Raw genomic sequence first — 24,474 nt, forward strand, 5'->3', positions numbered from 1 at the left:
TGCCGTGCGGCCCCGGGCGTGGATGCACGCCGGGAAGACGGTCACGGCCGCCACGGACTGCAGCCGGACCCGCTCGTGAGGTTACCAGCCCGCTGAACAGCGGCTTCAGGCGCCGTCCAGCTCGAAGACGCGCGCCACCCGGTAGCGGGGGCCGCCCGGCTCGCGCTCACTGGTCATCAGCGTCACTTCGGCGGCCCGCCAGCGCCGGCTCGTGAAGCCGGCGAGCTTCCCCGTCCAACGCTCGGCGTGCCCCGGTTCTTCCCGGGGGAACCGCGCGAGCGTCAGGTGGGCCCGGTACGGCCTCGCCTCGGCGTCGGCGCCCGCGGCGTGCGCGAGCGGCGTCAGCTCCGTTCCGGCGACAGTCAACCACAGCACCCCGGGGAACGTCGCGGCCTTTTCCAGCCGGACGTCGACACCGGCCCGCCCGGCCAGCCGCTCCTCCAGCCAGGCACCGCGCGCCTCGACGTCGTCGTGGCCGTAGTAGGCGAGCGTGACGTGCCAGCGCTCCGGCGGCTCCCAGCGAAGACCGCCGTCCGGCTCGCCCAGGGCCTCGGCGACCGCCGCGACGACGTCGTCCGGCGGGACGAGCGCGCTGAACAGGACCGGCATCAGGAGCCGTGGCCCGCCCGGCGGAGCAGGTCGGCGATGGCCGGGAACTCGTCGTCGAGGCGCTTGGCGGCCTCGCCGAGGTCCTCGTCCTCGGCCAGGTCGCGCAGGTAGGCGAGGACCTTCGCGTCCTCGTTGACCACCGGGATGTTGTCGCGGCCGACGGTGGGGCGCGAGTCGCGGACGTCCTCCATCGCGGCGAGCATCGCGTCGCGGTTGCCGGCGGCGACCTCGGGCACGAGGATCTTGCGTTCGAGCATGATCATCCTGGCCAGCACGACCGGGTTGCCGATCTTCGCCCGCCGCCCGCTCATCACCTGGCTGAGCATGGGGGCGCTGATCCCGAGGACTTCGGCCAAGAACGCCTGCGAAACGTCGAACGCGACGACGAGCCGGCGCACGCGGTCGCCGAGCGGCTCCCCGTACCACTCGCGCTGCAACGCGATGTTCCGCTGGACGATCTTGTGGTCCTCCACCAGTTCCGCTCCCCTAAACCGCTTCGCCTGCCGCTCGCGCACACCGTCCGTGAGCATCTTGCCATCGCTGCCACGTGCGTGAACGCGAAATCCCCTATTCGTCCCCGGTCGGGGCGTCCGGGGGCACCTCGAGTGCCTTTCTCGTCTCGATCACGTCGTCGTCGATCTGCGTGACGAGCCCGGCCGAGTCCGCGAAGCGCACCTGGTCGCGCAGCCGCGTCACGAAGTCGATCGCCACGTGCTGGCCGTAGAAGTCCTCGTCGACGTCGAGGACGAACGCCTCGACGGTCCGTTCGCGCCCGGAGAACGTCGGGTTCGTGCCCACCGAGACCGCGGCGCGCAGCCGGCGCGACGGGTCGGCCGAGCGGGTGAACCAGGCGCTGTAAACGCCGTCGGCCGGGACGGCGGCGAAGCGCGGCGTCGACAGGTTCGCCGTCGGGTAGCCGAGCTCGTGGCCGCGGCCGTCGCCGCGGACGACGATGCCCTCCAGGCGGTGCGGGCGGCCGAGGGCCTCCGCCGCCGCGACGACGTCGCCCGCGTCGATGCACGAGCGGACGTAGGTGCTGGAGAACGTGATCGCCGATTGGTCCTCTTCGGACAGTTCCTTGCCCTGCAGTTCCGCGCCGTAGGCGGCGAACCCGAACCGGCGGCCGAGCGTGCGCAGCATCGCGACGTCACCGGCGGCCTTGGCGCCGAAGGTGAAGTTGTCGCCGACGATCACCGCGGCCGCGTGCAGGCGGTCGACGAGCACCTCGTGCACGAACTCCTCCGGCGCGAGCCGGGACAGCTCCAAGGTGAACGGCAGCACGCAGAAGACGTCGACGCCGAGGCTCTCGACGATTTCCGCCTTGCGCCGCAACGTGGTCAGCTGCGCCGGGTGACTGCCCGGGCGCAGCACCTCCGACGGGTGCGGGTCGAACGTCAGCATGACGCTCGGCAGCCCCCGTTCGGCGGCCGCGGCCACGGTCCGGCTGATCAGCTCCTGGTGCCCGCGATGCACCCCGTCGAACACGCCGATGGTGACCACGCACCGGCCCCAGCCGCCGGGGAGGTCCCCCAGCCCACGCCACCGCAGCACGTCGCACTCCCGTCTCTGTAAGGCCCACCCTAGGCGGGCAGCAACACCACCACCGCGCGGGACACGCCTTGTTCGTCGGCGGCCAGCGCGAGCACCCGGCCGTCGGGCCCGAAGAGCCCGTACGTGCCTTCGAGCCCGGTCGCCGGGATGCGCTGCCCGTGCCGGACCGCCTTCGCCGTGGCCGCGTCGAGGTCGCGCCTCGGGAAGGCGGCGGCGACGGCGGCGTCGAGGTCCAGGCTCAGCTCGGGCTGCTCCTCGAGCTGGTCGAGGGTGCGCGCCCTGGCCAGCGTGAACGGGCCGACCGTGGTGCGCCGCAACGCCTTCAGGTGCCCGCCGCAGCCGAGGTCCGCGCCGAGGTCGCGGGCCAGCGCGCGGACGTAGGTGCCGGACGAGCACTCGACGACGGCGTCGACCTCGACGTGGTCGTCTTCGTGCCGGACGGCGAGGACGTCGAAGCGGTAGACGGTGACCGGGCGCGCGGGGATCACGACGTCTTCGCCGGCGCGGACGCGGGTGTAGGCGCGCTTGCCGTCGATCTTGACGGCGCTGACCGCGCTCGGCACCTGCTGGATGTCGCCGGTCAGCTTCGCGACCCCTTCGGCGATCTCGTCGTCGGTGATCTTCCCGGTGTCGCCGGTCGTGAGGACTTCGCCCTCGGCGTCGTCGGTCGTGGTGCTGCTGCCGAGGCTCAGGGTGGCCAGGTAGGTCTTGCGGTCCAGCGCCAGGTGGCCGAGCAGCTTGGTGGCACGCTCGATGCCGAGCACCAGCACGCCGGTCGCCATCGGGTCGAGCGTGCCGGCGTGCCCGACCTTGCGGGTGCCCATGATGCGGCGGGCGCGGGCGACGACGTCGTGCGACGTCATGCCGGCGGGCTTGTCGACGATCAGGAGACCGGGCGGCGGGGCGGGGCGGCGGGGCGGTTTGGGGCTCGACACGCGGCAAACCCTAGCTGCCGCCCCTCGGGGAACGATCAGGCCGCTCAAGCGGCGACGATCGGCGTCTCCGGTAGTGCGGCGTCCCAGCGGCGGCGGGTGATCCGCACCGGCAGCTCCTCGCCGCGCGCTTCGGCGAGGAACAGGTGGGCGCGGGTCCGGCGCCACCACACCAGCATCCGGTACGTGCCGACGGCGAGGATCGCGACGATCGCCAGCAGCGACAGCCGGAAGTTACCGCCGGTCCACTGCAGCAGCACGCCGACGGCGAGCGCGGCGATCGTCGTCGCCACGAAACCGCCGACGTTGACCACGCCGGTCGCGGTGCCGACGCGGGACAGCGGGTTGTAGTCGCGGGCGAGCGCGAACCCGATCATCGACGCCGGGCCGCCGAGGGCCAGGAAGGCGAACGCGGGCACCAGCACGGGCACGGGCACGGTGCCGGGCCAGCTCAGCAGCACCGCCCAGATCAGCGCGGCGCCGCCGATGTACCCGCCGACCAGCGGCATCCGCAGCGACGGGTGCCTGCCGATCACGCCGCCGAGCAGCGGCCCGCCCGCCATCGACCCGAAGACGAACACGGTGAGCAGCGCGCTCGCGGCGGCCTTCGACTGCCCTTGGCCCTGGACCAGCCACGGGACGCCCCACAGCAGCGTCAGGGCGTTGGGGGCGAACATGGTGCTGAAGTGGACCCAGAAGCCCAGCCGCGTCCCCGGCGTCCGCCAGGCTTCGGCGACCTGGTGGGCGAGCTGGCGCGGCCGGACCTGTTCGCGGACGGGCAGCGCTTCGCCGGCCGGGACGTCCCGGACCCGCAGCGCCACGACCAGCGTGTAGAGCACGGTGAGGGCACCGACGGCGAGGAAGGTGGGGGTCCAGCCGGAGACGTCGAGCAGCAACGCCAGCGGAACGGTGGCGGCGAGGTTGCCGATGTAGCCGACGGCGGCGGTGAACGACGTCAGCAGCGCGTACTGGCGGCCCGGGAAGTGGGCCGCGACCAGGCGCAGCACGCTGACGAAGGTCAGTGCGTCGCCGAGCCCGAGCACGCCGCGGGCGAGCAGCCCGAGGCCGTAGGAGTGCGCGATGCCGAGCAGCAGCTGCCCGGCGCCGAGGATCAGCACGGCGACGACGAGGACGCGGCGGGGACCGTAGCGGTCGACCAGGACGCCGGTCGGGATCTGCATGGCGGCGTAGACGCCGACCTGCAGGACGGTGAAGGTGCCGAGCGCGGCGGCGCCGACCCCGAACCGTTCGGCCGCCTGCAGCCCGGCGACGCCGAAGGAGGTGCGGTGGAAGACCGCGAGGAGGTAGACGGTGACGGCGGCGAGCCAGATGAGCCAGGACCGGGCGGTGGCGCGGCCGGTGGCGGGCGGCACAAGGACCTCCAGGGGTTCGGCGGTGTTCGGGGCGTGGAACGCCCACGCTGCCGTCCCTACTACTTGTATCGCCTAAGCAACGGCGAAACATAGCCGTTATCCGGGTGGTTTTCGCCACAGGGTCGGGGGCGTCACACGTGGTCAGGGGCTCGGGTGGGGGTGATCGCTCGGACGGGTGAACGGGTCCGGGGGCTGGGCGCGCGGGGAGGCGGCGCGCGGCGCGACGCTCGCTGAGTGGACCAGGTGGCCGGGGCCGGTCGGGCCGCGAGCCGGCAGCCCACGACCGTCGGCTGGGTTCGGGTTGCGGGCAGGGAGGCGGCTGCGCGCGACTCGGGGCTCGCTGGCCGGACCCGGCCAGCGAGCCGGCAGCCCGTGATCTGCGGCTGGGTCAGGGCTTCGGGCCTGGCGCGCCGGGAGGCGGCTGCGCGCGGCTCCGACCTCACCGGGCGGGCCGCGTGGCCGGGGCCGGTGAGCCGGCAGTCCATGGCCGACGGGCTGCGTTGGGGCTGCGGGCCTGGCGCGCAGGGAAGCGGCTGCACACAGCTCAGGGCTCGCCGACCGAGGCCGCCCGGCCCGCGAGCAGGTAGCCCATGACCGATGGCTGGCACCCGGCCGGTGAGTGCCGCGGCCGGATGCGAAAGGCCGCCAAGCCCACGCCGGGTCAAGCCGGGCGGATCGCGCCTGTCACCGCCCAGTTGCCCGACCGCCAGCGCGCCACCACGAACGCCAGCCGGATCACCATGAACAGCGACAGGCCCGTCCAGATCCCCGTCAACCCCCAGCCGAACGCCAGGGATGCCCAGATCAGCGGCAGGAAGCCCAGCGCCGCGCTGCCGAGGGTGGCGTTGCGGAGGAAGGCCGCGTCGCCCGCGCCCAGCAGTACCCCGTCCAAGGCGAACACCACGCCGGCGATCGGCTGCAGGGCCACGAAGAACCACCACGCGTGCGGGATCTCCGCCAGCACGCCCGGGTCGGATGTGAACGCGTGCGGCAGCACCCACGACAGCGCCGCGAACAGGACGCACAGGAAGCACCCCAGCAGCAGCCCGTACCCCGTGATCTGGTTGGCGACCCCGCGCGCCTGCCGGGCCGCGTTCGCCCCCAGTGCCGCGCCGACCAGCGACTGCGCCGCGATCGCCACCGAGTCCAGGACCAGCGCCAGGAACGTCCACAGCTGCAGCACCACCTGGTGGGCGCCGACCGCCTCGGTCGACGTCCGGGCCGCGACCGCCGCCGCCGAGACGAAGCACGCCTGGAACGCCAGGCTGCGCAGGACCAGGTCGCGGCCCAGGCCGAGCTGGGCGCGCATCACCGCGAAGTCCGGGCGCAACCCGACCTTCTCCTTCACCAGCGCCGCGAAGAACAGCGCCGCCGAGATCACCTGCGCGACGACGTTCGCGATCGCCGAGCCCTCCAGGCCGAGCCCGGCCCCGTAGACGAGCACCGGGCACAGCACGGCCGAAATCCCGTTGCCCGCCAGCACGTACCGCAGCGGTTTGGCGGCGTCCTGGACCCCGCGCATCCAGCCGTTGCCCGCCATGGTGACGAGGATCAGCGGCGCCCCGAACAGCGCGATGCGCAGCCACGACACGGCCGCGCCGGCGATCTCGTCGCTGCCTGACAGCGCGCGGGCGATCGGCCACGCGAGCAGCTGGCCCGCGCCCAGTACGACGAGCCCGACGAGCAGCGCCAGCCACGTCGCCTGCACGCCTTCGCGGACCGCGTCCGGGCGGCGGCCGGCGCCGTGCAGGCGCGCGGTGCGGGACGTCGTACCGTAGGACAGGAACGTCAGCTGGCTCGACACCTGCGCCAGCACGACCCCGCCCAGCGCGAGCCCGGCCAGCGACAGCGCGTCGAGGTGGCCGACCACGGCCGTGTCGACCAGCACGTACAGCGGCTCGGCGGCCAGCACCCCCAGCGCGGGCACGGCCAAGCCCAGCACGCGCTTCGCCGGAACCCGCTCGGTCTCCTCCACGTTCACCACGATCCGGACTCTAACCGGCCCCACCGGCAGTTCTGACCGGCGGGAAGCCGGGAACTTTCCCGGGCCGCCGTCCGACGCCGGCTACAGCAGCGGTGCCCGGTCCAGCGCGGCGCGCAGTCCCGCGAGGACCTCCTCGGCGGTGCCCGGGATCGTGCAGCCCGCGGCCTGCCGGTGCCCGCCGCCGCCGAACTCCGCCGCGACCGCCGAGACGTCGATCCCGATGGAGCGCAACGAGATCTGCCACTGGGCCGGGTTCGCGAGGTCCTGCTTGAGCACCGCGGCGACCGCGGCCTCGCGCACCGAGCGGACGACGTCGACGACCGACTCGACTTCCTCCGCGCGCACCGTCCCGGCCGCTTCGACGCCGACCACGGCGTGCACGAAACCCTTGCCCCGCGCGGCTTCCGGTTCCAGCCGGGCCCCGCTCAGCACGGCCGACAGCATCGGCAGCCAGGCGAAGGGGCGCTCGTCGGTGATCCGCCGCACGACCGCTTCGGCGTCGACGCCCGCCTCGATGAGCCGCGCCGCCATCCGGTGCGTCTCCGGGCTGGCCCGGCGGAACCCGCTGGTGTCGGTGACGATCCCGGCGTAGATCCCGCGCGCGATCGGCTCGTCCGGCGCGACGCCCAGTTCGTCCAGGATCCGGAACACGAGGACGGCGCTGGCCTCGGCCGCCTCGTCGACGACGTGGCAGGTGCCGTAGCGCGTGTTGGTGGCGTGGTGGTCGACGACCAGCACGGCGCCGGCGGTGTCCACGCGCCCGGCGAGCCGGCCCAGCCGCTTCGGCGTCGGCGTGTCGACGCAGATCAGCAGGGGCTCGGTGGCCGGGAGGTCGGCCGGGTGGGTGAGCAGCCCGTCCTCGTCGAGCCACCGCAGCGTCTCGGGCGCCTCGTCGGGCTCGCCGAAGGAGACACGCACCTTCGCCCCGCGCTGGCGGAGGGCCCGGCCGAGGGCGAGCGCGCTGCCCAGCGCGTCCGCGTCCGGGCGGATGTGGCCGAGGATCGTCACGTCGGTGGCCGAGGCGAGCAGCGCGGCCGCGTCCCGGATGTCCTGCGCCGAAGTAGGGGTCACGGTGCGTCACGCTACGCTCTGCGGGATGCCTGAGTACGCGATGCTGGTCTACCCGTCGGCCAACCGGGTCTACGCCGCCTCCTCCGCCGCCCTGCTGCGCGCCGAGCTGGCGGTCTTCGGCACGGCACTGGCGGCCGAGCTGTCCGCGATCGAGGAGGCCGAGCTCGGCGGCGTGGGGTACGTGCGCTTCACGAGTTCCGCCCCGCTGGGCGAGCGCGACCTGGCGGTCCTGTCGAACCTCTCGTCGTTGTACGCGCTGTTCGAGCTCGGCGACGGCGTCCTCCGCCCGGTGACCGTGACGCCGCTGGCGAAGGCGGACTCGGACCTGCTGACCATCCAGAAGTACGCGGGCAAGACGAACGAGCTGTTCACGAAGCTGCTGGTGAACGTGACGCTGATGGCGACCGCGGACCCGTTCTCCCCGAAGGCGAAGTACCTGCTGGACCCGCTGTGCGGGCGGGGGACGACGCTGAACCAGGCGATGATGTACGGCCTGCACGCCACCGGCCTGGACGTCGACGGCAAGGACTTCGAGGCGTACGAGGCGTTCATCAAGACCTGGCTCCGCACCAAGCGCGTGAAGCACACCGCGGAGTCCGGCCAGCTGCGCCGCAACAAGGTGCGCCTGGGACGGCGGCTCGACATCGAGTACGCGCTGGACAAGGAAGCGTACAAAGCGGGCGACACCCGCAAGCTCACCTACTTCCAGGCCGACACGCTGACCACGGACGAGGTGCTGCGGGCGAACTCGTGCGACGTGATCGTGACCGACGCGCCGTACGGGGTGCAGCACGGCAGCCACCGCGAGGCGGGGTTGCAGCGGAGCCCGCGTGATCTCCTGGCGGCGGCCGTCCCGGTGTGGACGCGCGTGCTGCGTCCCGGTGGAGCGCTGGGGATCTCGTGGAACACGACGGTGCTGCCGCGGGAAGAGCTGGTTGCGGTGCTGCGCAAGGCCGGGCTCGACGTGCGCGAGGGCGGGCCGTGGGAGGAGTTCGCGCACCGGGTGGACCAGGCCATCCTGCGTGACCTGGTCGTCGCGGTGAAGCCCACGTCTTGAGCCGGCGGAGCCGGAGTCGACAAAGCGCTACTGCGTGAGCTCGGGCTTGGTCACCTGCCCGTTCTCCTGCGCCGCCGCGGCGGGCGCCGGCGGTGCGCTCAGGCCCCGCTTCACCGAGTCCAAGATGGACAGTCCCTGGCCGACGAGGCCCGCGGCCATCTCCCCGAGGCCGTCCGCGCCGTTGAGGATGTTGACGTTCGCGCCGGCCAGCCCGCGGCCGGCTTCCTTGACGATCTGCGGCAGCTGGTCGATGAGCATCCGGTCGAGCGCCACCCGGTTGTTCGACGCGGCCGCCTCCGCCTGCACGCGCATCTTCTCCGCCTCGGCCTGCGCCAGGATGCGGATCCGCTCGGCTTCGGCGTCGGCGGGCTTGATGACCTCGGCGACCAGTTGCTGCTGCCGCAGTTCCGCCTCGCGCTGCGCCAGCTCGGTGCGCGCGTCGATGACCTCCTGCTGCGCCCGCGCCTGCGCGAGCGGGCCGGCCTGGGCCGCCTCGGCCTGTGCCTTGTCGACCTCGGCGCGGTACTGCGCCTGCACGATGGACGTCTGGCGCGCGTACTCCGCCTGCGTCCGCTGCGACTTCTGCTCCGCCTCCGCCGCGGTCTGGTTCGCGATCGCCTGCGCGATCTGCGCGTCGCGCTGGATGGCGGCGTTGTGCGGAGCGGCCATCGCGGCGATGTAGCCGAGTTTCATGTCGTCGATCGACTGGATCTGCAACGCGTCGACGCTGAGCCCGATCTTCGCCATCTCGACCGCCGAACCGTCGAGCACCTCGGTCGCGAGCTTCTGCCGCTCGGTGATGATCTCCTCGACCGTCATCGACCCGATGATGGACCGCAGGTGACCGGAGAAGATCCGGCCGGTCAGCACGGACATCTGGTCCTGGTCGGAGAGGAACCGCTGCCCGGCGTTGACGATGCTCTCGGTGTCGTTGCCGACCTTGAACGCGATCACCGCCCGGACGGTCAGGGCGATGGCCTGCTTCGTGACGCACACTTCGGTCACTTCGGCCTCGCACATGGAAAGCGTGAGGAACCGGACTTTCCGGAAGACCGGCATGACGAACGCGCCGTGGCCGGTGACGACCCGGAACGGCGACGAGCCCTTGCTGTGCTTGCCCCCGGAGATGAGCATCGCCTCGTTGGGGGCCGGAACGCGATAACCGAACACCGCTGTCCTTCCGCGAACACTAAGAAGCCGGATCCGAGACGTCCCACGCCACGACGTCGACCGTGCGCCGTCCCCGGGCTTCCACGACCAGGACGGTCGTGCCCTTCGGCAGCTCCGTGTCGGACCAGGCAAGGAAGGTTTCCAGGCCACCCCTGATCCTGATCAGCACCTCCCCGGGGCCCCGCTGCCCGCGGGTGCCGACCAGGAGGACTCCCGTCCGGCCCGCCGGGGAGAGGTCGGAGTGCATGGCGCCGACCTCCCTCGCTGACCGCCTCGGTGCGGGTTGCGCCCCCGCTGAACCCCATTGTGCTCCTGGTGGCCACGGGCGGTGGGCGCTGTGAGGTTCCGATCAGGGGGCAACCGGGCGGGTCGTTCGAGCGTGGAGGGGCTTTCCGCTTGGCTATACTCCGGAGCGTGACCGTCGACCACCGTCCCCTGCGCGCGGACGCCCGGCGCAACCGGGAGGCGCTGGTCGCCGCCGCCCGGGAGGTCTTCGGGGCCAAGGGCGTCGACGCTCCGCTCGACGAAGTCGCGCGGCGGGCCGAAGTCGCCATCGGGACGCTCTACAACCGGTTCCCCACCCGGGCCGACCTCGTCGAGGCCGCGTTCCTGCCGACGCTCCGGGAAGCCGAAGCCATCACCGAAGAAGCGCTCGCCTGCGAGGACCCCTGGGACGGTTTCGTGCTCTTCCTCGAACGCTCGATCCTCATGCAGGTCGCCGATCGCGGGTTCACCGAGGTGTGCTCGCGGGTGTTCGACCCGGACTCGGGAATCGAGAAGGCCAAGCACGCCAACGCTTCCCGGATGAACCGGATCATCGAGCGGGCGCAGGAGGCCGGCGCGTTGCGGGCGGATTTCCGCGGGCCCGACCTCGCCGTCGTCTTCGCCGCGGCGACCGCCACCCCGGATTGGCGGCGGGCGCTCGGCATGGTCCTCGACGGCCTGCGCGCGCGATGAGCTGGCTCGCGGACACCCGCACCTCCTACGACACCGTCGCCGAGAGCTACGCCGAGTTCATGCGCGACGCCGTCGCCACGCGGCCGTACGTGCGGGCCGCGCTCGACGTGCTGGCGGCCCGGGCCGACGGGCCCGTGCTGGACGCCGGGTGCGGGCCCGGCCACGTCACCGCGCACCTGCACGCACTGGGGGTCGACGCCGCCGGGGTCGACCTCTCGCCGAACATGGTCGAGCTCGCGCGGCGGAACCACCCCGGGCTGCGGTTCGACGTCGGCTCGATGACCGACCTGGACCGGCCCGACGCGTCGGTGGCCGGGGTGCTCGCGTTCTGGTCGCTCATCCACGTGCCGGACGACGAAGTCCCCGTGGCGCTGGCGCAGTTCCGGCGGGTGCTGCGGCCCGGCGGCGTACTCGTGCTCGGCTACCACGTCGGGGCCGGGAGCCGGCTGAAGACCCAAGGGTACGGCGGGCACCCGATGCGGGTGCACGTCCACCTGCGGCAGCCGTGGTGGCTGGCCGGGCGGGTGCGGAAAGCCGGGTTCACGGTCGATGCCGAGTGGTTGCTCGACCAGGAAGCCGAAGTGCCGCAAGGGATCCTGTTCGCGAAGCGCTAGATCCGCTCCCCCACGAACTTCAGGACGTCCGGCAGGATCCCGCGCCAGTACGCGTCCTTGTGCCCGCCCGGCGAAAACCGGGACACCGCGGGCGAAACCGCCTTCACCAGTTTCTTGTCCGCGCCCAGGAACGGGTCCGACTCACCGCACCAGACGCCGAGGGTGGCCGGGCGGAGGTCCGGGGTGTGCAGCAGCGGTTCTTCCGCGCGCCAGTTGTCCTCGCCGGAGAACACCTTGCGGCTGCGGGCGTCGGGCCAGTCCACGAACAGGGCCGCGCTCGCCGTCGCCACCGCCTTCAGGTCCGGGTGGGCGCGGGCGAACCTCAGCGCGCCGAAGCCGCCCATCGAAATGCCGAACACCGCCGACGCCGGGCGCAGGTCGCGGGCCACGAGCCAGGCCGGGACCTCCTCGGTGAGCATCCGCTGCGGGTCGTCCCCGGAACCGACGTCCACCCAGTAGGTGTCGCCGTCGACGGCCGCGACCGCGAACGGCGGCGTACCGGCGCGAACGGCCTCCGTCAGGAGGTCCGGGACGCCCAGCGAGAGGAACGTCCGCGCCCGCGCGCCACGGCCGTGCAGGGCCAGGCACACCGGCAGCCCCGCCGCCGGGATCCCGGCCGGGGTGATGAGCACCAGGTCCACGTCGGTGCCGCGGGCCGCCGATCGCATCCGCTGGACCGTCACCGGGTCGCGCGGCGCCGAGGGGCGGGTCGGCGCCGGCACCGGGGCCGGGCCGGGTGGGGGTTCGGCAGGCGAGCAGCCCGCCAGCAGCGCGAGTGCGCTGCCGGCGAGCAGGCCGCGGCGGGAAAGCACGGGTCAGCCCCGGCTCTCCTCCTCCGCGAACTCGTCGTCTTCGGCCTCTTCGCGAGGCGCCTTGTACGGGTCGGCTTCGCCGGCGTGCTGGGCGCCGGTCGCGCGGCGGGCGACCTCCGCGTCGGCCTCGCGGGCCTTGGCGAGGAGGTCTTCGATCCGCTTCGACTCCTCCGGAATCGTGTCGGCGACGAACGTCAGCGTCGGCGTGTAGCGGACGCCGGTGCCCTGCCCGACCTTGGTGCGCAGCACGCCGCGCGCCGATTCGAGCGCGGCGGCCGCGCCCGCGAAGTCCGGGACGGAGTCCAGCTTCTCGCCGAGCACCGTGTAGTAGACGGTCGCGTCGTGCAGGTCGCCGGTGACCTTCGTGTCCGTGATGGTCACGTAGTCCAGGCGCGGGTCCTTGACCTCGTGTTCGATCGCGGACGCGACGATCTGCGAGATCCGCTTGGCGAGCTTGCGAGCCCGAGCAGGATCGGCCATGTCGTTCTCCTAGGAAGATCTAATCGTCTGGACCGAGCAGCCGGCGGTGGGCGGACAGGAGTTCGAACTCCGGTCTGCTCGCCACGTACCGCTCACACGAGTCGAGCACGTCCCGGACGTGCTCGCCACCTTCGGCGACCACGGCCACCCCGATGAGGGTCCGGCGGTGCAGGTCGGTGTGCCCGGCCTCGGCCACCGACACGGCGAAGCGCTTGCGCACCTCGGCCAGCACCGGACGGACCACGGACCGCTTCTGCTTCAGCGAATGGACGTCGCCGAGCAGGATGTCGAGCTCGAGAGCTCCGACGAACATAGGCAGTTTTGGTGGTGTAGTAGGGAGACACCGGGTGTGCGCGGAACGCACACCCGGTGTCGATCGTCCTTACGCGCGGGGCTTTTCGCGCTGCTCGTACGTCTCGATCAGGTCGTCGACCTTGATGTCACCGTACGAACCGAGCGTCAGACCGCACTCGTAGCCTTCGCGAACCTCGACCACGTCGTCCTTGAACCGCCGCAGCGAGCTGATCGGCAGGTTCTCCGCCACGACGGTGCCGTCGCGGAGCAGACGCGCCCGGGCGTTGCGCCGGATCTCGCCGGACATGACCAGGCAACCCGCGATCGTGCCGATCTTGGAGGACTTGAAGACCTCGCGGACCTCCGCGCGGCCCAGCTCGACCTCTTCGTACTCCGGCTTGAGCATGCCCTTGAGGGCCTGCTCGATCTCGTCGATCGCCTGGTAGATGACCGTGTAGTACCGGACGTCGACGCCCTCGCGGGTGGCCCGCTCGGTCGCCTTGCCCTGGGCGCGGACGTTGAACCCGAGGACGATCGCGTCGGACGCGGTCGCCAGGTCGATGTCCGACTCGGTCACGCCACCGACACCGCGGTGGACCACGTTCAGCTCGACCTCGTCGCCGACGTCCAGCTGGAGCAGCGAGGCTTCGAGGGCCTCGACCGTACCCGAGTTGTCACCCTTGATGATCAGGTTGAGGCTGTTCGTCTCCTTCAAGGCGGAGTCGAGGTCCTCGAGGCTGACCCGCTTGCGGCGCGACGCGTTGAGCGCGTTGCGCGTACGAGCGGCGCGGCGCTCGGCGATCTGCCGGGCGACGCGGTCCTCGTCGACCACCAGGAAGGTGTCGCCCGCACCCGGCACCGAGGTGAACCCGATGACCTGGACGGGACGCGACGGCAGCGCCTCGGTGACGTCGACGTTGTGCTCGTCGACCATCCGGCGGACGCGGCCGTAGGCGTCACCCGCCACGACCGAGTCGCCGACACGCAGCGTGCCGCGCTGGACCAGGACGGTGGCCACCGGGCCGCGGCCGCGGTCGAGGTGCGCCTCGATCGCGACACCCTGGGCCTCCATGTCCGGATTGGCCCGGAGGTCCAGAGCGGCGTCCGCGGTCAGCAGGATCGCCTCGAGCAGGCCGTCGATGTTGATGTTCTGCCGCGCGGAGATCTCGACGAACATCGTGTCGCCGCCGTACTCCTCGGCGACCAGGCCGTACTCGGTCAGCTGCTGCCGGATCTTGTCCGGGTTCGCGCCTTCCTTGTCGATCTTGTTGATCGCGACCACGATCGGGGCCTTGGCGGCCTGCGCGTGGTTGATCGCCTCGACCGTCTGCGGCATCACACCGTCGTCGGCCGCCACCACGATCACCGCGATGTCGGTCGAGTTCGCACCACGGGCACGCATGGCGGTGAACGCCTCGTGACCCGGGGTGTCGATGAAGGTGATCAGGCGCGGGTTGCCCTCGAGCTCGGTCTCGATCTGGTACGCACCGATGTGCTGCGTGATGCCGCCGGCCTCGCTCTCGCGGACCTTCGTCTTCCGGATCGTGTCGAGCAGGCGGGTCTTACCGTGGTCGACGTGACCCATGATGGTCACGACCGGCGGCCGGACCTGCAGATCCTCTTCGCCACCCGCGTCGTCGCCGTAGGTGATGTCGAAGGTCTCCAGCAGCTCGCGGTCCTCTTCCTCGGGGCTGACGACCTGAACCGTGTAGTTCATTTCGCCGCCGAGCAGCTCGAGGATGTCGTCCGACACGGACTGCGTCGCGGTGACCATCTCGCCGAGGTGGAAGAGCACCTGCACCAGCGAAGCCGGGTTGGCGTCGATCTTCTCGGCGAAGTCGGTCAGCGAAGCACCCCGCGGCAGCCGGATCGTCTCGCCCTGCCCCTTGGGCAGGCGGACGCCGCCGACGCTGGGCGCCTGCATGTTGTCCATGTACTCCTGGCGCTTCTGCCGCTTCGACTTGCGGCCCTTGCGCGAGGGACCACCGGGCCGCCCGAAGGCACCCGCCGTGCCGCCACGGCCGCCGGGGCCGCCACGGCCACCGCCGCCGCCGCGGAAGCCGCCGCCGCCGGCCGGGGCACCGGTGCCGCCACCCGGGCGGAAACCGCCGCCACCGCCACCGCCACCGGGACCGCCGCGGAAGCCACCGCCGCCGCCACCGCCACCGGGACCGCCGCGGAAACCGCCGCCACCGCCACCGGGACGACCGCCGCCGCCACCGGGGCCGCCACGGGCGCCGCCACCGGGGCCACCGCGGGCGCCGCCACCGGGACCGGCGGGACGCTGCGTGCGGCCCGGCATCATGCCGGGGTTCGGCCGCGGGGGCATGTTGCCCGGGCTCGGCCGGTTGCCACCGGCGCCGCCGCCGGGCCGCGGGGCCGGACGGTCACCGCCGCCCTGACCGCCACCGGGACGCGGCGGGCGGTTGTCGCCGCCCTGCCCGCCACCGGGGCGCGGGGCCTGCGGACGCGGAGCCGGGGCGCCGGAACCGACGCCGAACGGGTTGTTGCCGACGCGCGGGGTGCGCGGGCCGGGCTTGGGACCGCCGGGCTTGGGGCCCTGCGGCTTCGGCGGGACGACCGAGCCGGTGCCGCCCTGTGCGGGCGCGGCCGGGGTGTCCTGCTTGGGCGCGGCAGGAGCTTCGGCTTTCGCGGCCGGGACCTGCTGCTGGGGTGCGGGCGTCGCCGGCCGGGGGCCGGGCCGCGGGCCGGGGCGCTGCCCCGGAGCGGCCGGCTTCGAGGCGACGGGCGCCTGCTGCTGGGGCGCGGCCGGAGCCGGCGCGGCCGGAGCGGGTGCCGCCTTGGCCGCCGGAGCCTGCTGGGCAGGCGCGGGGGGCTTCGGGGCGGCGGGCGCGCCGGGCTTGGCGGCCGGCGGGCCGGGACGCGCCGACGGACCGGGGGTGGGCTTCTTGGCGCCCTTGGGCGCATACGCGTCGCGGAGACGGCGGGCGACGGGCGCCTCGACCGTGGACGACGCGGACTTGACGAACTCGCCCTGTTCCTTCAACTTCGCGAGAACGTCCTTGCTGGTGATGCCGAGCTCTTTCGCGAGCTCGTGTACGCGGGCCTTGCCTGGCACAACTCTCCTCATCTAGGGGAGGCCAGGCGGAAAACCCGCTGACCTCGTCCTTATTGTCTGACGCTCATGGCTTCAGCTTCACGGCTGACTCATGACGGGTCGACCTGCTTCCTTGCTTCCTCGCGACTCCGGGGACGTCCCGGGTTCGTGGTGCGTGGCGGTGTGCTCGACGTGCTCGCGGACCTCCCGGGCGTCGAGCGCCCCCGTCGCCCGCAGGGCTCTGGGGAAGGCCCGCCGCCGTTCGGCCTTGGCCAGGCAGTCCGGGTCGGGGTGCAGCCAAGCTCCCCGGCCCGGCAGCCGCCGACGTCCGTCGACGACCACCCGCCCGGCCACCGCGACCACGCGCAGCAGCTCACCGATCAATGCCCGCCGCTTGCAGCCGACACAAGTCCGCACCGGGGAAATCCGGTGGGGCTGGTGCTCGGCTACCCGCCGCGGGCGTTGAACCACTCCTGAGTCTAGCGCTTCGACCTTCACTCAGCCGAACCGGTTGTCGCGGCGGGCCGCGTCGGACCGGCGTGGTCTTGATCACCCTCGTCTTCGGCCGGCGCGGCATCGCTGCGGATGTCGATCCGCCAACCGGTCAGGCGGGCGGCGAGGCGGGCGTTCTGGCCCTCCTTGCCGATCGCCAGCGACAGCTGGAAGTCCGGCACCACGACGCGGGCGGTCTTCGCCCGCTCGTCCACGACTCGTACCGAAACAACCTTGGCGGGCGACAGCGCATTCCCGACGAAGCGGGCCGGGTCGTCGGAGAAGTCGATGATGTCGATCTTCTCGCCGGCCAGCTCGCTCATCACGTTGCGCACGCGCGCGCCGACCGGGCCGATGCAGGCGCCCTTGGCGTTGACGCCCGGCACGGTGGACTTGACCGCGATCTTGGTGCGGTGCCCCGGTTCGCGCGCGACGGCGGCGATCTCGACGGTCCCGTCGGCGATCTCCGGCACCTCGAGCGCGAACAGCTTGCGCACCAGGTTGGGGTGCGAGCGCGAGAGCGTGATCTGCGGGCCGCGGTTGCCGCGCGAGACGGTGACCACGTACGCCTTGATCCGGCTGCCGTGCTCGTAGGACTCCCCCGCCACCTGCTCGGCGGACGGCAGCACGCCCTCGGTGTCGCCCACCTGGACCACGACCATGCCGCGGGCGTTGGCGCGGGCGTCGCGCTGGATCACGCCGGCGACGATCTCGCCCTCCTTGGTGGAGAACTCGCCGAAGGTCTTCTCGTGCTCGGCGTCGCGCAGCCGCTGCAGGATGACCTGGCGCGCGGTGGTGGCGGCGATCCGGCCGAAGCCCTCGGGGGTGTCGTCCCACTCCTCGTCAACCTGGCCGTCGTGGGTCAGCGTGTGCGCGAGGACGCGCACCAGGCCCGTCTTGCGGTCGATGTCGATGCGGGCGTGCGGCTGGTGGCCCTCGGTGTGCTTGTACGCGGTGAGCAAGGCCGTCTCGATGGCCTCGATCACCGTTTCGAAGGGGATGTCCTTGTCCCGTTCGATCGCCCGCAGCGCGGCGATGTCGACGTTCACTTCGACCCCTTCTCCGTCTCGGCCGCGATGATGCCGGACGCGTCGTCTTCGAGCAGTTTCAGGTCCTCGGCGGGCGGCTGCTTGAACTCGATCTCCACGACCGCCTTCGCCACGTCGGCGTAGCGGACGTCGCGGAGCTTGCCGCCTTCGAGGACGCGGGCGGCGGACGCGCCCGCGTGGCCGACCCGGCCGATGAAGGCCGTGCCGTCGGCCGGGGTGATCTTCACGAGCCGGAACCGCGCGCGCCGCCAGTGGCGGGCCTGCGTGAGCGGGCGGTCGAGCCCCGGCGAGGTGACCTCCAGCGTGTAGGCGCTCGCGAGCACGTGGTCGTTCTCGTCGAGCACCGCCGAGACCTTGCGGCTGACCTCGGCGACCTCGTCCAGCCCGACCCCGTCGTCGGCGTCGACGACGACCTTGACCAGCTGCCGCCGGCCGGCCTGTTGCACCTCGAACGAGTCGAGGTCGAAACCCGCGGCGGTGACGGCTTCGGCCACTATCGGCTGGAGCCGGCTGGCGAGTTCTCCTGGCACGTGGGGGTCTCCTTGCTCGGACTGGGTGTCGGGTCGGTGGTGGACCAGCTTATCCGGTCGCCCGCTCGGGCCGCGCGAGCGGCGGGGGCGGCCGGGGGCCTGGCAGGATGGGCCGACGTGACCGGAAGACCGACCGACCTGACCCGTCGTGCCGCCCTCCGCGCGGGGGCGCTGGCCGCGCTGGCCGTCCCGCTCGCCGCCTGCGGGCCCGGCTACGACGAAAGCCCCGACCCCCTGCAGCCGTTGCTGGCCGCCGCCGACGCGGACGCCACGGCCGCGAAGGCCCTCGCCAAGGGCGACGACGCCGCCGGCCAGCTCGCCGCCGCGCGCGCGGCGCACGCGGCCGCGCTCAAGTCCGAAGTGGACCGCTTGAACCGGCCGAAACCGTCGTCGTCACCGGCCCCGCCCGCCCCGGCGGCGCTGGGCGACCTGAAGGACCGGCTGGCGGCGGCCCGCAAGCAGGCCGAAGACCTCGTCGGCGGCCTGCCGCGCTACCGCGCCGGGCTGGTCGCGGCGGTGGCGGCGGGCTGCGCGGCGCTGCAGCGCATCGACCCCGCGCTGGGCCCGGGCGAGGACGCGCCGAAGGTGGGCGTCGCGCCCGGGGGCGCGGTGCCCGCGGAGGTGGTGGACCCGCTGCAGACGGCGCTGGCCGCCGAGCACGCCGCCGTCTGGGTGTACGGACTGGTGGGCGCGTTCCTGCCGGCCGACTTCAGCGAGGGCGAGAAGAGCGGCGCCGCGGAACACGCCCTGCGCCGCGACTTCCTGCAGACGACGCTGGCGGCCTCGGGGGCGACACCGGTCGCGCCCGAAGCCGCGTACGTGCCGAAGAACCCGGTGACGGACGCGAAGTCGGCGTCCCAGGTCGTCGCGACGGCCGAGGCCGACTGCGCTTCGGCGTGGCTGGCCGTGGTGAACCACACCGACGACGCGGGGCTGCGGACGACGGCGCTGCACGCGCTGGTCGCCGCGTCCCGCCGCGGCACCCCGTGGCGCTCCGAGGCGGGCGAGAAGCCCACGGCGATCGCGATGCCAGGCCAGGCGAGCTGATGTTCGTGAAGGCCACCTCGAGGACCTCGAGGTGGCCTTCACGAACGGCGGTCAGGAGTGGAGGTCGGCCGAGAGGCGGAGGGCGTCGTCGGCGATCTTCTCGATCAGGGCCTTGTCGGAGTGCTTGTCGTAGAAGTCGGCCAGCACGATCACCGTGTCCGTGCCGTCCACCTTCGACGCGTATGCCGCGTCGGCGCCGCTCACGCTCGGGGTGCCCGTGCCCGCGAACGTCTTGTCGCGGACCAGGTCCGTCACGTTGCCGGTGCCGTCCTTCTCGGTCAGCGCCTTGAGCGACTTGGCCTTCGACGAGTCCGGCATCCCCACGACGGCCACGGAGACCAGCGCCTTGGCGCCGCCGGTCTCGGTCGTGTACAGCGCGCGGACCAGCGACTGGCACGGGTTGTCCTGGAAGAACTCCTTGGTCTTGCCGTAGGACTTCGCCGGGCAGTCGTCCGAGCGCACCGGCCCCGCGACCTTCGTGAATTGGTAGGCCCCCGAGCTCTGGGCCGGCGGCTGCGCGACCGGCTCGTCGGAGGTCGAGTCGTGCCGGATCAGGAACCACAGCAGCCCGGCGACGACGGCGATCGCGACCAGCCCGGCGCCCCTGAGCAGCAGGGACCGGGTGTCGCGCGCCGGCGGGCCCGGCGCCGGCGGGCGGGGCTGCGGGGGCACCGCGCCCAGCGGGGCCGTGTCGGACGGGCCTGGGGTGAAACGAGCACCAACCACGGGGTCATACGGTAGTTCACCGCCGCGGCGAGGTTCACTCGAATGCGGGTAAGACGCGTTCGACGTCGTCAGCGGTGTTGTAGAGGTGGAAGCCGACCCGCACCCGGCCGCCGCGGACGCTCGCCGCGATCCCGGCCGAGGCCAGCCGCTCGGGATCGGCGTCGAGCGAGACGATCGCGGTGCCGCGCGGGGGCAGCCCGAGCTTCTCCAGCAGCGCGTCGGCCAGCCCGGTGTTGTGCGCGTGGACCTGCGCCAAGTCCACCCCGTCGAGGTACTCCAGCGCCGCCGCGGCGCCGACCTGGGCGAGCCACACCGGCGAGAGGTCGAACGCGCGCGCGTCGCCGGCCAGGCGCAGCGGGAGGCCGTAGACGGTGGTCCACGGGTCGTCCTCCCCCGCGTACCAGTTCGCCGCGACCGGCCGGGTGCGCTCGTGCGCGTCCGGCCGCACGTGGAGCCACGCGCAGCCGCGCGGCGAGAGCAGCCACTTGTAGCCCGCCGCGACCACCCAGTCGGCCCAGGCGACGTCCAGCGGCAGCCAGCCGGCCGCCTGGGTGGCGTCCAGCAGCACCGCCGCCCCCGCGGCTTCGGCGGCCGCGCGCAGGGCCGGCAGGTCCGCGATCCGGCCGTCGGCGGACTGGACGACGCTCACCGCGACGACGTCGTGGCCTTCGACGCGCTCGGCCAGCAGCGCCAACGGCACTTCGGTGACCGCGACGCCCGGGTTCGCCGCGAAGGGGAACGTGACGCTGGTGAAGTCGCCCTCGGCGGCCAGGACGCGGGTGCCCGGGGGCAGGGCCGCGGCGACGTTGGCGACGAGCTGCGAGGCCGACGCCCCGATCGCGACCCGCGCGGGGTCGACGCCGAGCAGCCGGGCGAACCCGGCCCGCGACCGCACGACGTACTGGTCGAACTCGCCCGGCCGGGTCGCGCCGGTCCGCCAGCGCTCGACCGACTCGGCCACGGCTTCGGCCACCGGCGCCGGCGGGACGCCCACGCTGGGCGTGTTCAGGTAGCCGGGCGGGACGGCGAAGTCGGTTCCGAAGGCGCGCATGCCTCCGACTCAAGCAGACCGGGGCAAGCCGATTACGGCAGCAGCGCGGCGACGTCGGCGTAGGACGGCGGGCTCAGCGGCAGGTCACGGCCGTCGCGCACGGCCCGCGCGGTCTCGGCGGCGGCCGCGAGGGCCATCCGGTACGGCAGCGAGCCCAGGCTGATCCGCGCGACCCCCAGCTCCGCCAGCCCGGCGACGGTGACCTTCCCGGGCAGGAACAGCAGGTTGAGCGGGAGGCCGGCGGCGACGATCCGCTCGACGTCCGCCGGCTCGGCGAGGCCGGGCACGAACACGCCGTCCGCGCCCGCCGCCGCGTAGGCCCGCACCCGCTGCTCGGCCTCGGCGACCGAGCGGTCGCCCGCCCAGTGCGTGTCCGTCCGCGCGTTGACGAACAGCTCCGGCACCCGCTCCTTCACGGCCGTGACCAGCGCGCACTGGACGTCGACCGTGGCCAGCGAGCCGTCGGCGCGGCCGTCTTCGAGGTTGACGCCCACGACCCCGGCGCCGGCCAGCTCGGCCGCGAGGTCGGCGACCGCGGCCGGGTCCGCGCCGAAGCCGTCGGCGAGGTCGACGCTCACCAGCGCGTCCAGCCGGGTCAGGCGGGTGGCCAGTGCGACGGTCGCGGCCCGCGTCGACGGCGCGCCGTCCGGCTCCCCGGCCGCCGCGGACACGCCGAGGCTCGTCGTGCCCAGTGCGCGGAAGCCCTGCGCGGCGAGGAAGGCGCCGACGCCGAACTCCCACGCGTTGGGCAGCAGCAGCGGGGAACCGGGGACGTGCAGGGCACGGAATTCGTCCATGCCCCGAACCCTAGGTCCGCGACGCTTCGGCGGGCGCCGAAGCGAACGGCGCCAGGACGCCGGGCACGGCCGCCGCCGCGAACTCGAGTCCTTCGGCGGCGTCGGCGTCGAGGATCGAGTAGGCGCCGGCGCCCGCCGCGGTCGTCGCGGTGAAGGTCGCGAGCCCGCGGCGGCGCTGGAACACCGACTGCTTCACGGTCCAGCCGATCACCCCGTCCCGCGCCAGGACGGCCGTGCTGCGCCGGATCGTGCCCGCGCGCAGCACCAGGTAGCGGCCGCGAGAGCCGTGCCCGAGGCCGCGGTAGGCGTCCCGGGCCAGCAGGACCGCGACCGGGAGGGCGACGACGGCGAAGGCTCCGCCCAGCACGAGCAGGACGTCGGTGAGCAGCGCGCCGAGCAGCAGCAGGACCAGCACCGGCACCAGCGCGGTCAGCAGGGCCCAGCGCAGCCGGCGGCCGCGGGCGGCCCGCGGGTGCGGGACCAGCGGGACGTCCGCGACGGGCTCGCCCGCCACCCGCGTCGCCACGTCCCGGGCCACCGCGCGCGGCGCGACGGGCAGCAGCGTCTTGGCTTCGGTCTTGCCGTCGTCGCGCTTCATGCCGGTGGCGATGGCGTCCACGCGAGCGGCGCCGGCCAGCCGGGCCCCGAGCGGCTCGACGAGCTCGACCCCGCGCAGGCGCCGCTCCTCGATGGTGACCGACCGGGTCGTGAACAGGCCGCGGCGGACGCGCAGGGTGCCACCGGGTTCGCGGTCGAGCCGGTAGTGCCACCACATTTCGACGAACAGGCCCGCGGCCCCGGCCACGCCGATGACGAGGGCCAGGACCAGCAGGAGCAGGACGCTCGCGACCAGCGGGAGGTCGCCGAAGAGGTCGAGCAGCCACTTCAGCAGGCCACCGCCGGCGTCGAACCAGTCCGCGACCTTGAACAGCGCGCCGAACGCGGACAGGCCGAGCGCCGGCGCGACGAACGACACCGGCGCGTACCGGATCCAGCTCGGATCGAGGCTCGCCAGCGGCCCGTCGGCGGTCTCGGCGCTTCCGGTGGCCGTGCCGCGACGCAGCAGCTCGGTGCGCAGCGCTTCGGCGTCCGCCCGGGCCAGCGGGGCGAGGGTGATACCGCCCTGGCCGGACTTCTCGTGCTGCCCGGTGCCGACGGTGAGGACGGCGACGCCGAACGCGCGGTGCAGCGGGTTGGCCGTCAGGTCGGCGGTGCGGATCCGCTCGCGCGGCAGCGACTTGCGCGTGTGGGCGAGGAACCGGAACTCGAGCTCGAGGCGCTCGGGCGTGCAGCGGTACCGGGTGGACCGCCAGCGGACGAAGTCGGCGAGCACGCCGGCGCCGACGAACAGGACGGCCGCCGGGACGAGCCACGGCGACCGGGTGCCGATCGCGATCGGCACCCCCGCCGAGACCGCGATCCCGGCCGCGACGAGGGCGGTGACGCCGAGGGTGCGCCGGTCGAGCCGGCGCCAGCCGGTCACGTCGCGTCCCCGGGCGTGGCCTCGGTGCGGTCGGTCAGCCGCTCGGCGACCTCCGCCGCGAGCTGGGCGTCCAGGCCGCGGAGCTTGACCGCGCCGCGCGCCGACGCCGTGGTCACGGTGACCGTGGCGAGCCCGAAGCGCTGCTGCAGCGGCCCGCGCAGCGTGTCGACGGTCTGGACGCGCGAGAGCGGCGCCACCCGCCATTCCTGCCACAGGAAGCCCGAGCGGACGTAGACCGCGGTGCCGGTGACCTCCCAGCGGTGCAGGCCGAACCACCACACCGGCAGGACGGCGCACCAGGCGGCGCCGAGCACCGCGACCACGGCGGCCGGGACCAGCAGCCAGAACGCCGCCGGCGGGATCAGCACGCCGAGCACCGCGAGGACGAGCACCACCGGCCCGAACACGAGTGCCCACTGCGTGCGCCACCAGGCGATCGCCCGGCGGTCGAGCGCGTTGCGCGGCGGCCTCAGCCGCACGACACCGTCAGACACGAACACCCCCGAAGTTGTTTTACAATGCGACCGCATCGTAACGGCGGGGACGGGGTCTTCGCAATGCGATCGCATGACAACGGGAGCGGACGTGCCGAAACAGGTGGACCACGAGCAGCGCCGGGTGCAGATCGCCGAAGCGCTGCAGCGGCTGACCACGCGAGCCGGACTGGAAGGCGTCAGCCTGCGCCACGTCGCCGCCGAAGCGGGCATGTCCATGGGGTCGGTGCAGCACTACTTCAAGACCAAGGACGATATGCTGCGGTTCGCCCTGGCGCACCGGCACAAGCTGCGCAGCGAGCGGATCGCGGCGAAGGTGCTCGCCGAGGGGCCGCCGACCCCGCGGTCGATCCTGCGCGCGTGCCTGGTCGAGGTCCTGCCGCGCGACCCGGACAGCGAGGGCGACTTCCTGATGGGCGTCGCGTACTTCATCCGCGCCGTCGCCGACCCGGCGATGTCGGAGGTGTTCGGCGAGGGCATGCCCGAACTGCTGGCGTTCTTCGCCGACCAGGTCCGCCAGGCACAGGAAGCCGGCGCCGTCCCGGCCTCGGCCGACCCGGCGGCCGAGGCGGCGATCCTGTGGGCACTCGCGGACTCACAGGGCTCGGAAATCCTGATGGGGCACCGGACACCGGCCGAGGCAGTGGCCACTGTGGACTACTACCTCGGCCGGCTGTTCACCGGCTGACGCCAGCGAGCCCCCTCGGCTCCCTGGTTCGCCGGCCTCCGCGGAGCGAAGTGCCGTGGAGGACGCCCGCTCCGCAGTTTTCCCGCGGCGGCACCGCAGTCACCTGCAGTCACCTGCGCGGCACCGGATCCGCCGCTTCCCCGCGGCGGCACCAC

The 24,474-nt window shown here is 73.3% G+C and carries 26 protein-coding genes; 5 read left to right on the plus strand and 21 right to left on the minus strand.

Annotated elements, in window-relative coordinates:
- Positions 1-105: 105 nt before the first annotated feature.
- From thpR to AB5J73_RS45165, 7 genes are all read right to left on the minus strand, one after another.
- Positions 106-609, minus strand: coding sequence for an RNA 2',3'-cyclic phosphodiesterase (gene thpR / locus AB5J73_RS45135; RefSeq protein ID WP_370965801.1), 504 nt, complete (start codon positions 607-609; stop codon positions 106-108).
- Positions 609-1,082: a helix-turn-helix transcriptional regulator gene (locus AB5J73_RS45140; RefSeq protein ID WP_086851932.1), complete on the minus strand. Its 474-nt coding sequence runs from the start codon at positions 1,080-1,082 to the stop codon at positions 609-611. Before AB5J73_RS45140 ends, thpR begins: the two co-directional genes overlap by 1 nt.
- A 94-nt stretch (positions 1,083-1,176) precedes the next feature.
- Complete coding sequence (locus AB5J73_RS45145) at positions 1,177-2,160, minus strand: bifunctional riboflavin kinase/FAD synthetase (protein ID WP_370965803.1); 984 nt, start codon at positions 2,158-2,160, stop codon at positions 1,177-1,179.
- Between the two features lie 29 nt (positions 2,161-2,189).
- Positions 2,190-3,095, minus strand: coding sequence for a tRNA pseudouridine(55) synthase TruB (gene truB, locus AB5J73_RS45150; RefSeq protein WP_370965805.1), 906 nt, complete (start codon positions 3,093-3,095; stop codon positions 2,190-2,192).
- A 44-nt stretch (positions 3,096-3,139) separates the two neighbouring features.
- The gene (locus AB5J73_RS45155) at positions 3,140-4,465 is read right to left on the minus strand and encodes a nitrate/nitrite transporter (protein ID WP_370965807.1); all 1,326 of its coding nucleotides are present in this window, start codon (positions 4,463-4,465) and stop codon (positions 3,140-3,142) included.
- A 661-nt stretch (positions 4,466-5,126) separates the two neighbouring features.
- A complete protein-coding gene (locus AB5J73_RS45160) occupies positions 5,127-6,446 on the minus strand; it encodes an MATE family efflux transporter (protein WP_370973528.1) in 1,320 nt (439 codons plus the stop codon).
- An 84-nt stretch (positions 6,447-6,530) separates the two neighbouring features.
- Positions 6,531-7,520 carry a bifunctional oligoribonuclease/PAP phosphatase NrnA gene (locus AB5J73_RS45165; RefSeq protein ID WP_370965809.1) on the minus strand — a complete coding sequence of 330 codons (990 nt, stop codon included), beginning with the start codon at positions 7,518-7,520 and terminating at the stop codon, positions 6,531-6,533.
- Positions 7,521-7,545: 25 nt separating this feature from the next.
- On the opposite strand from AB5J73_RS45165, the gene AB5J73_RS45170 reads away from it, so the two are divergent.
- Entirely contained in the window at positions 7,546-8,577 is a 1,032-nt protein-coding gene (locus AB5J73_RS45170; RefSeq protein ID WP_370965811.1) for a TRM11 family methyltransferase, read from the plus strand.
- A gap of 27 nt (positions 8,578-8,604) precedes the next feature.
- Here the strand turns inward: AB5J73_RS45170 and AB5J73_RS45175 are convergent, their stop codons facing one another.
- On the minus strand, positions 8,605-9,711 hold the full coding sequence (locus AB5J73_RS45175) for an SPFH domain-containing protein (protein ID WP_370965813.1): 1,107 nt from the start codon (positions 9,709-9,711) through the stop codon (positions 8,605-8,607).
- Positions 9,712-9,766: 55 nt separating this feature from the next.
- Complete coding sequence (locus tag AB5J73_RS45180) at positions 9,767-9,994, minus strand: hypothetical protein (protein ID WP_370965815.1); 228 nt, start codon at positions 9,992-9,994, stop codon at positions 9,767-9,769.
- Between the two features lie 167 nt (positions 9,995-10,161).
- Between AB5J73_RS45180 and AB5J73_RS45185 the strand changes: the two genes are divergently transcribed.
- A complete protein-coding gene (locus AB5J73_RS45185; RefSeq protein WP_370965817.1) occupies positions 10,162-10,704 on the plus strand; it encodes a TetR/AcrR family transcriptional regulator in 543 nt (180 codons plus the stop codon).
- Positions 10,701-11,318, plus strand: coding sequence for a class I SAM-dependent methyltransferase (locus tag AB5J73_RS45190; protein WP_370965819.1), 618 nt, complete (start codon positions 10,701-10,703; stop codon positions 11,316-11,318). The genes AB5J73_RS45185 and AB5J73_RS45190 overlap by 4 nt, the downstream gene beginning before the upstream one ends.
- On the opposite strand, the gene AB5J73_RS45195 is transcribed toward AB5J73_RS45190, so the two are convergent.
- The 7 genes from AB5J73_RS45195 to rimP form a co-directional block, all read right to left on the minus strand.
- Entirely contained in the window at positions 11,315-12,130 is an 816-nt protein-coding gene (locus AB5J73_RS45195; RefSeq protein WP_370965821.1) for an alpha/beta hydrolase, read from the minus strand. The two genes, AB5J73_RS45190 and AB5J73_RS45195, sit on opposite strands and share 4 nt — an antisense overlap.
- A 3-nt stretch (positions 12,131-12,133) precedes the next feature.
- A complete protein-coding gene (gene rbfA, locus AB5J73_RS45200) occupies positions 12,134-12,610 on the minus strand; it encodes a 30S ribosome-binding factor RbfA (RefSeq protein ID WP_370965823.1) in 477 nt (158 codons plus the stop codon).
- A 19-nt stretch (positions 12,611-12,629) separates the two neighbouring features.
- Positions 12,630-12,923 carry a DUF503 domain-containing protein gene (locus tag AB5J73_RS45205; RefSeq protein WP_323331477.1) on the minus strand — a complete coding sequence of 98 codons (294 nt, stop codon included), beginning with the start codon at positions 12,921-12,923 and terminating at the stop codon, positions 12,630-12,632.
- A 69-nt stretch (positions 12,924-12,992) separates the two neighbouring features.
- Positions 12,993-15,983, minus strand: coding sequence for a translation initiation factor IF-2 (gene infB, locus AB5J73_RS45210; RefSeq protein ID WP_370965825.1), 2,991 nt, complete (start codon positions 15,981-15,983; stop codon positions 12,993-12,995).
- 78 nt (positions 15,984-16,061) lie between these two features.
- The gene (locus AB5J73_RS45215; RefSeq protein ID WP_370965827.1) at positions 16,062-16,346 is read right to left on the minus strand and encodes a YlxR family protein; all 285 of its coding nucleotides are present in this window, start codon (positions 16,344-16,346) and stop codon (positions 16,062-16,064) included.
- 110 nt (positions 16,347-16,456) lie between these two features.
- Positions 16,457-17,503: a transcription termination factor NusA gene (gene nusA / locus AB5J73_RS45220; RefSeq protein WP_370965829.1), complete on the minus strand. Its 1,047-nt coding sequence runs from the start codon at positions 17,501-17,503 to the stop codon at positions 16,457-16,459.
- Positions 17,500-18,033, minus strand: a complete 534-nt coding sequence (gene rimP, locus AB5J73_RS45225) for a ribosome maturation factor RimP (protein WP_370965831.1) — start codon at positions 18,031-18,033, stop codon at positions 17,500-17,502. The genes nusA and rimP overlap by 4 nt, the downstream gene beginning before the upstream one ends.
- Positions 18,034-18,150: 117 nt before the next feature.
- On the opposite strand from rimP, the gene AB5J73_RS45230 reads away from it, so the two are divergent.
- Complete coding sequence (locus AB5J73_RS45230; protein ID WP_370965833.1) at positions 18,151-19,080, plus strand: ferritin-like domain-containing protein; 930 nt, start codon at positions 18,151-18,153, stop codon at positions 19,078-19,080.
- Between the two features lie 51 nt (positions 19,081-19,131).
- Here the strand turns inward: AB5J73_RS45230 and AB5J73_RS45235 are convergent, their stop codons facing one another.
- From AB5J73_RS45235 to AB5J73_RS45255, 5 genes are all read right to left on the minus strand, one after another.
- Positions 19,132-19,752 carry a hypothetical protein gene (locus AB5J73_RS45235; protein ID WP_370973530.1) on the minus strand — a complete coding sequence of 207 codons (621 nt, stop codon included), beginning with the start codon at positions 19,750-19,752 and terminating at the stop codon, positions 19,132-19,134.
- An 88-nt stretch (positions 19,753-19,840) separates the two neighbouring features.
- Positions 19,841-20,857, minus strand: a complete 1,017-nt coding sequence (locus tag AB5J73_RS45240; RefSeq protein ID WP_370965835.1) for an aminotransferase class V-fold PLP-dependent enzyme — start codon at positions 20,855-20,857, stop codon at positions 19,841-19,843.
- 32 nt (positions 20,858-20,889) lie between these two features.
- Positions 20,890-21,654, minus strand: coding sequence for an isocitrate lyase/phosphoenolpyruvate mutase family protein (locus AB5J73_RS45245; protein ID WP_370965837.1), 765 nt, complete (start codon positions 21,652-21,654; stop codon positions 20,890-20,892).
- A gap of 10 nt (positions 21,655-21,664) precedes the next feature.
- On the minus strand, positions 21,665-23,137 hold the full coding sequence (locus AB5J73_RS45250) for a PH domain-containing protein (RefSeq protein ID WP_370965839.1): 1,473 nt from the start codon (positions 23,135-23,137) through the stop codon (positions 21,665-21,667).
- Entirely contained in the window at positions 23,134-23,631 is a 498-nt protein-coding gene (locus AB5J73_RS45255; protein WP_370965841.1) for a PH domain-containing protein, read from the minus strand. Before AB5J73_RS45255 ends, AB5J73_RS45250 begins: the two co-directional genes overlap by 4 nt.
- Before the next feature lie 91 nt (positions 23,632-23,722).
- Between AB5J73_RS45255 and AB5J73_RS45260 the strand changes: the two genes are divergently transcribed.
- Positions 23,723-24,319: a TetR/AcrR family transcriptional regulator gene (locus tag AB5J73_RS45260; protein WP_370965843.1), complete on the plus strand. Its 597-nt coding sequence runs from the start codon at positions 23,723-23,725 to the stop codon at positions 24,317-24,319.
- Positions 24,320-24,474 lie beyond the last annotated feature (155 nt).

The sequence above is a fragment of the Amycolatopsis sp. cg9 genome, from assembly GCF_041346945.1.
In the GTDB taxonomy this organism is placed as follows: domain Bacteria; phylum Actinomycetota; class Actinomycetes; order Mycobacteriales; family Pseudonocardiaceae; genus Amycolatopsis.

Excerpts from the sequence above, each read along its gene's own strand:
- AB5J73_RS45240 (WP_370965835.1), bottom strand. The coding sequence starts at position 20,857 with ATGCGCGCCTTCGGAACCGACTTCGCCGTCCCGCCCGGCTACCTGAAC.
- AB5J73_RS45175 (WP_370965813.1), bottom strand. The coding sequence starts at position 9,711 with ATGCTCATCTCCGGGGGCAAGCACAGCAAGGGCTCGTCGCCGTTCCGG.
- AB5J73_RS45190 (WP_370965819.1), top strand. The coding sequence starts at position 10,701 with ATGAGCTGGCTCGCGGACACCCGCACCTCCTACGACACCGTCGCCGAG.
- AB5J73_RS45245 (WP_370965837.1), bottom strand. The coding sequence starts at position 21,654 with ATGGACGAATTCCGTGCCCTGCACGTCCCCGGTTCCCCGCTGCTGCTG.
- AB5J73_RS45170 (WP_370965811.1), top strand. The coding sequence starts at position 7,546 with ATGCCTGAGTACGCGATGCTGGTCTACCCGTCGGCCAACCGGGTCTAC.
- AB5J73_RS45180 (WP_370965815.1), bottom strand. The coding sequence starts at position 9,994 with ATGCACTCCGACCTCTCCCCGGCGGGCCGGACGGGAGTCCTCCTGGTC.
- thpR (WP_370965801.1), bottom strand. The coding sequence starts at position 609 with ATGCCGGTCCTGTTCAGCGCGCTCGTCCCGCCGGACGACGTCGTCGCG.
- rbfA (WP_370965823.1), bottom strand. The coding sequence starts at position 12,610 with ATGGCCGATCCTGCTCGGGCTCGCAAGCTCGCCAAGCGGATCTCGCAG.
- AB5J73_RS45205 (WP_323331477.1), bottom strand. The coding sequence starts at position 12,923 with ATGTTCGTCGGAGCTCTCGAGCTCGACATCCTGCTCGGCGACGTCCAT.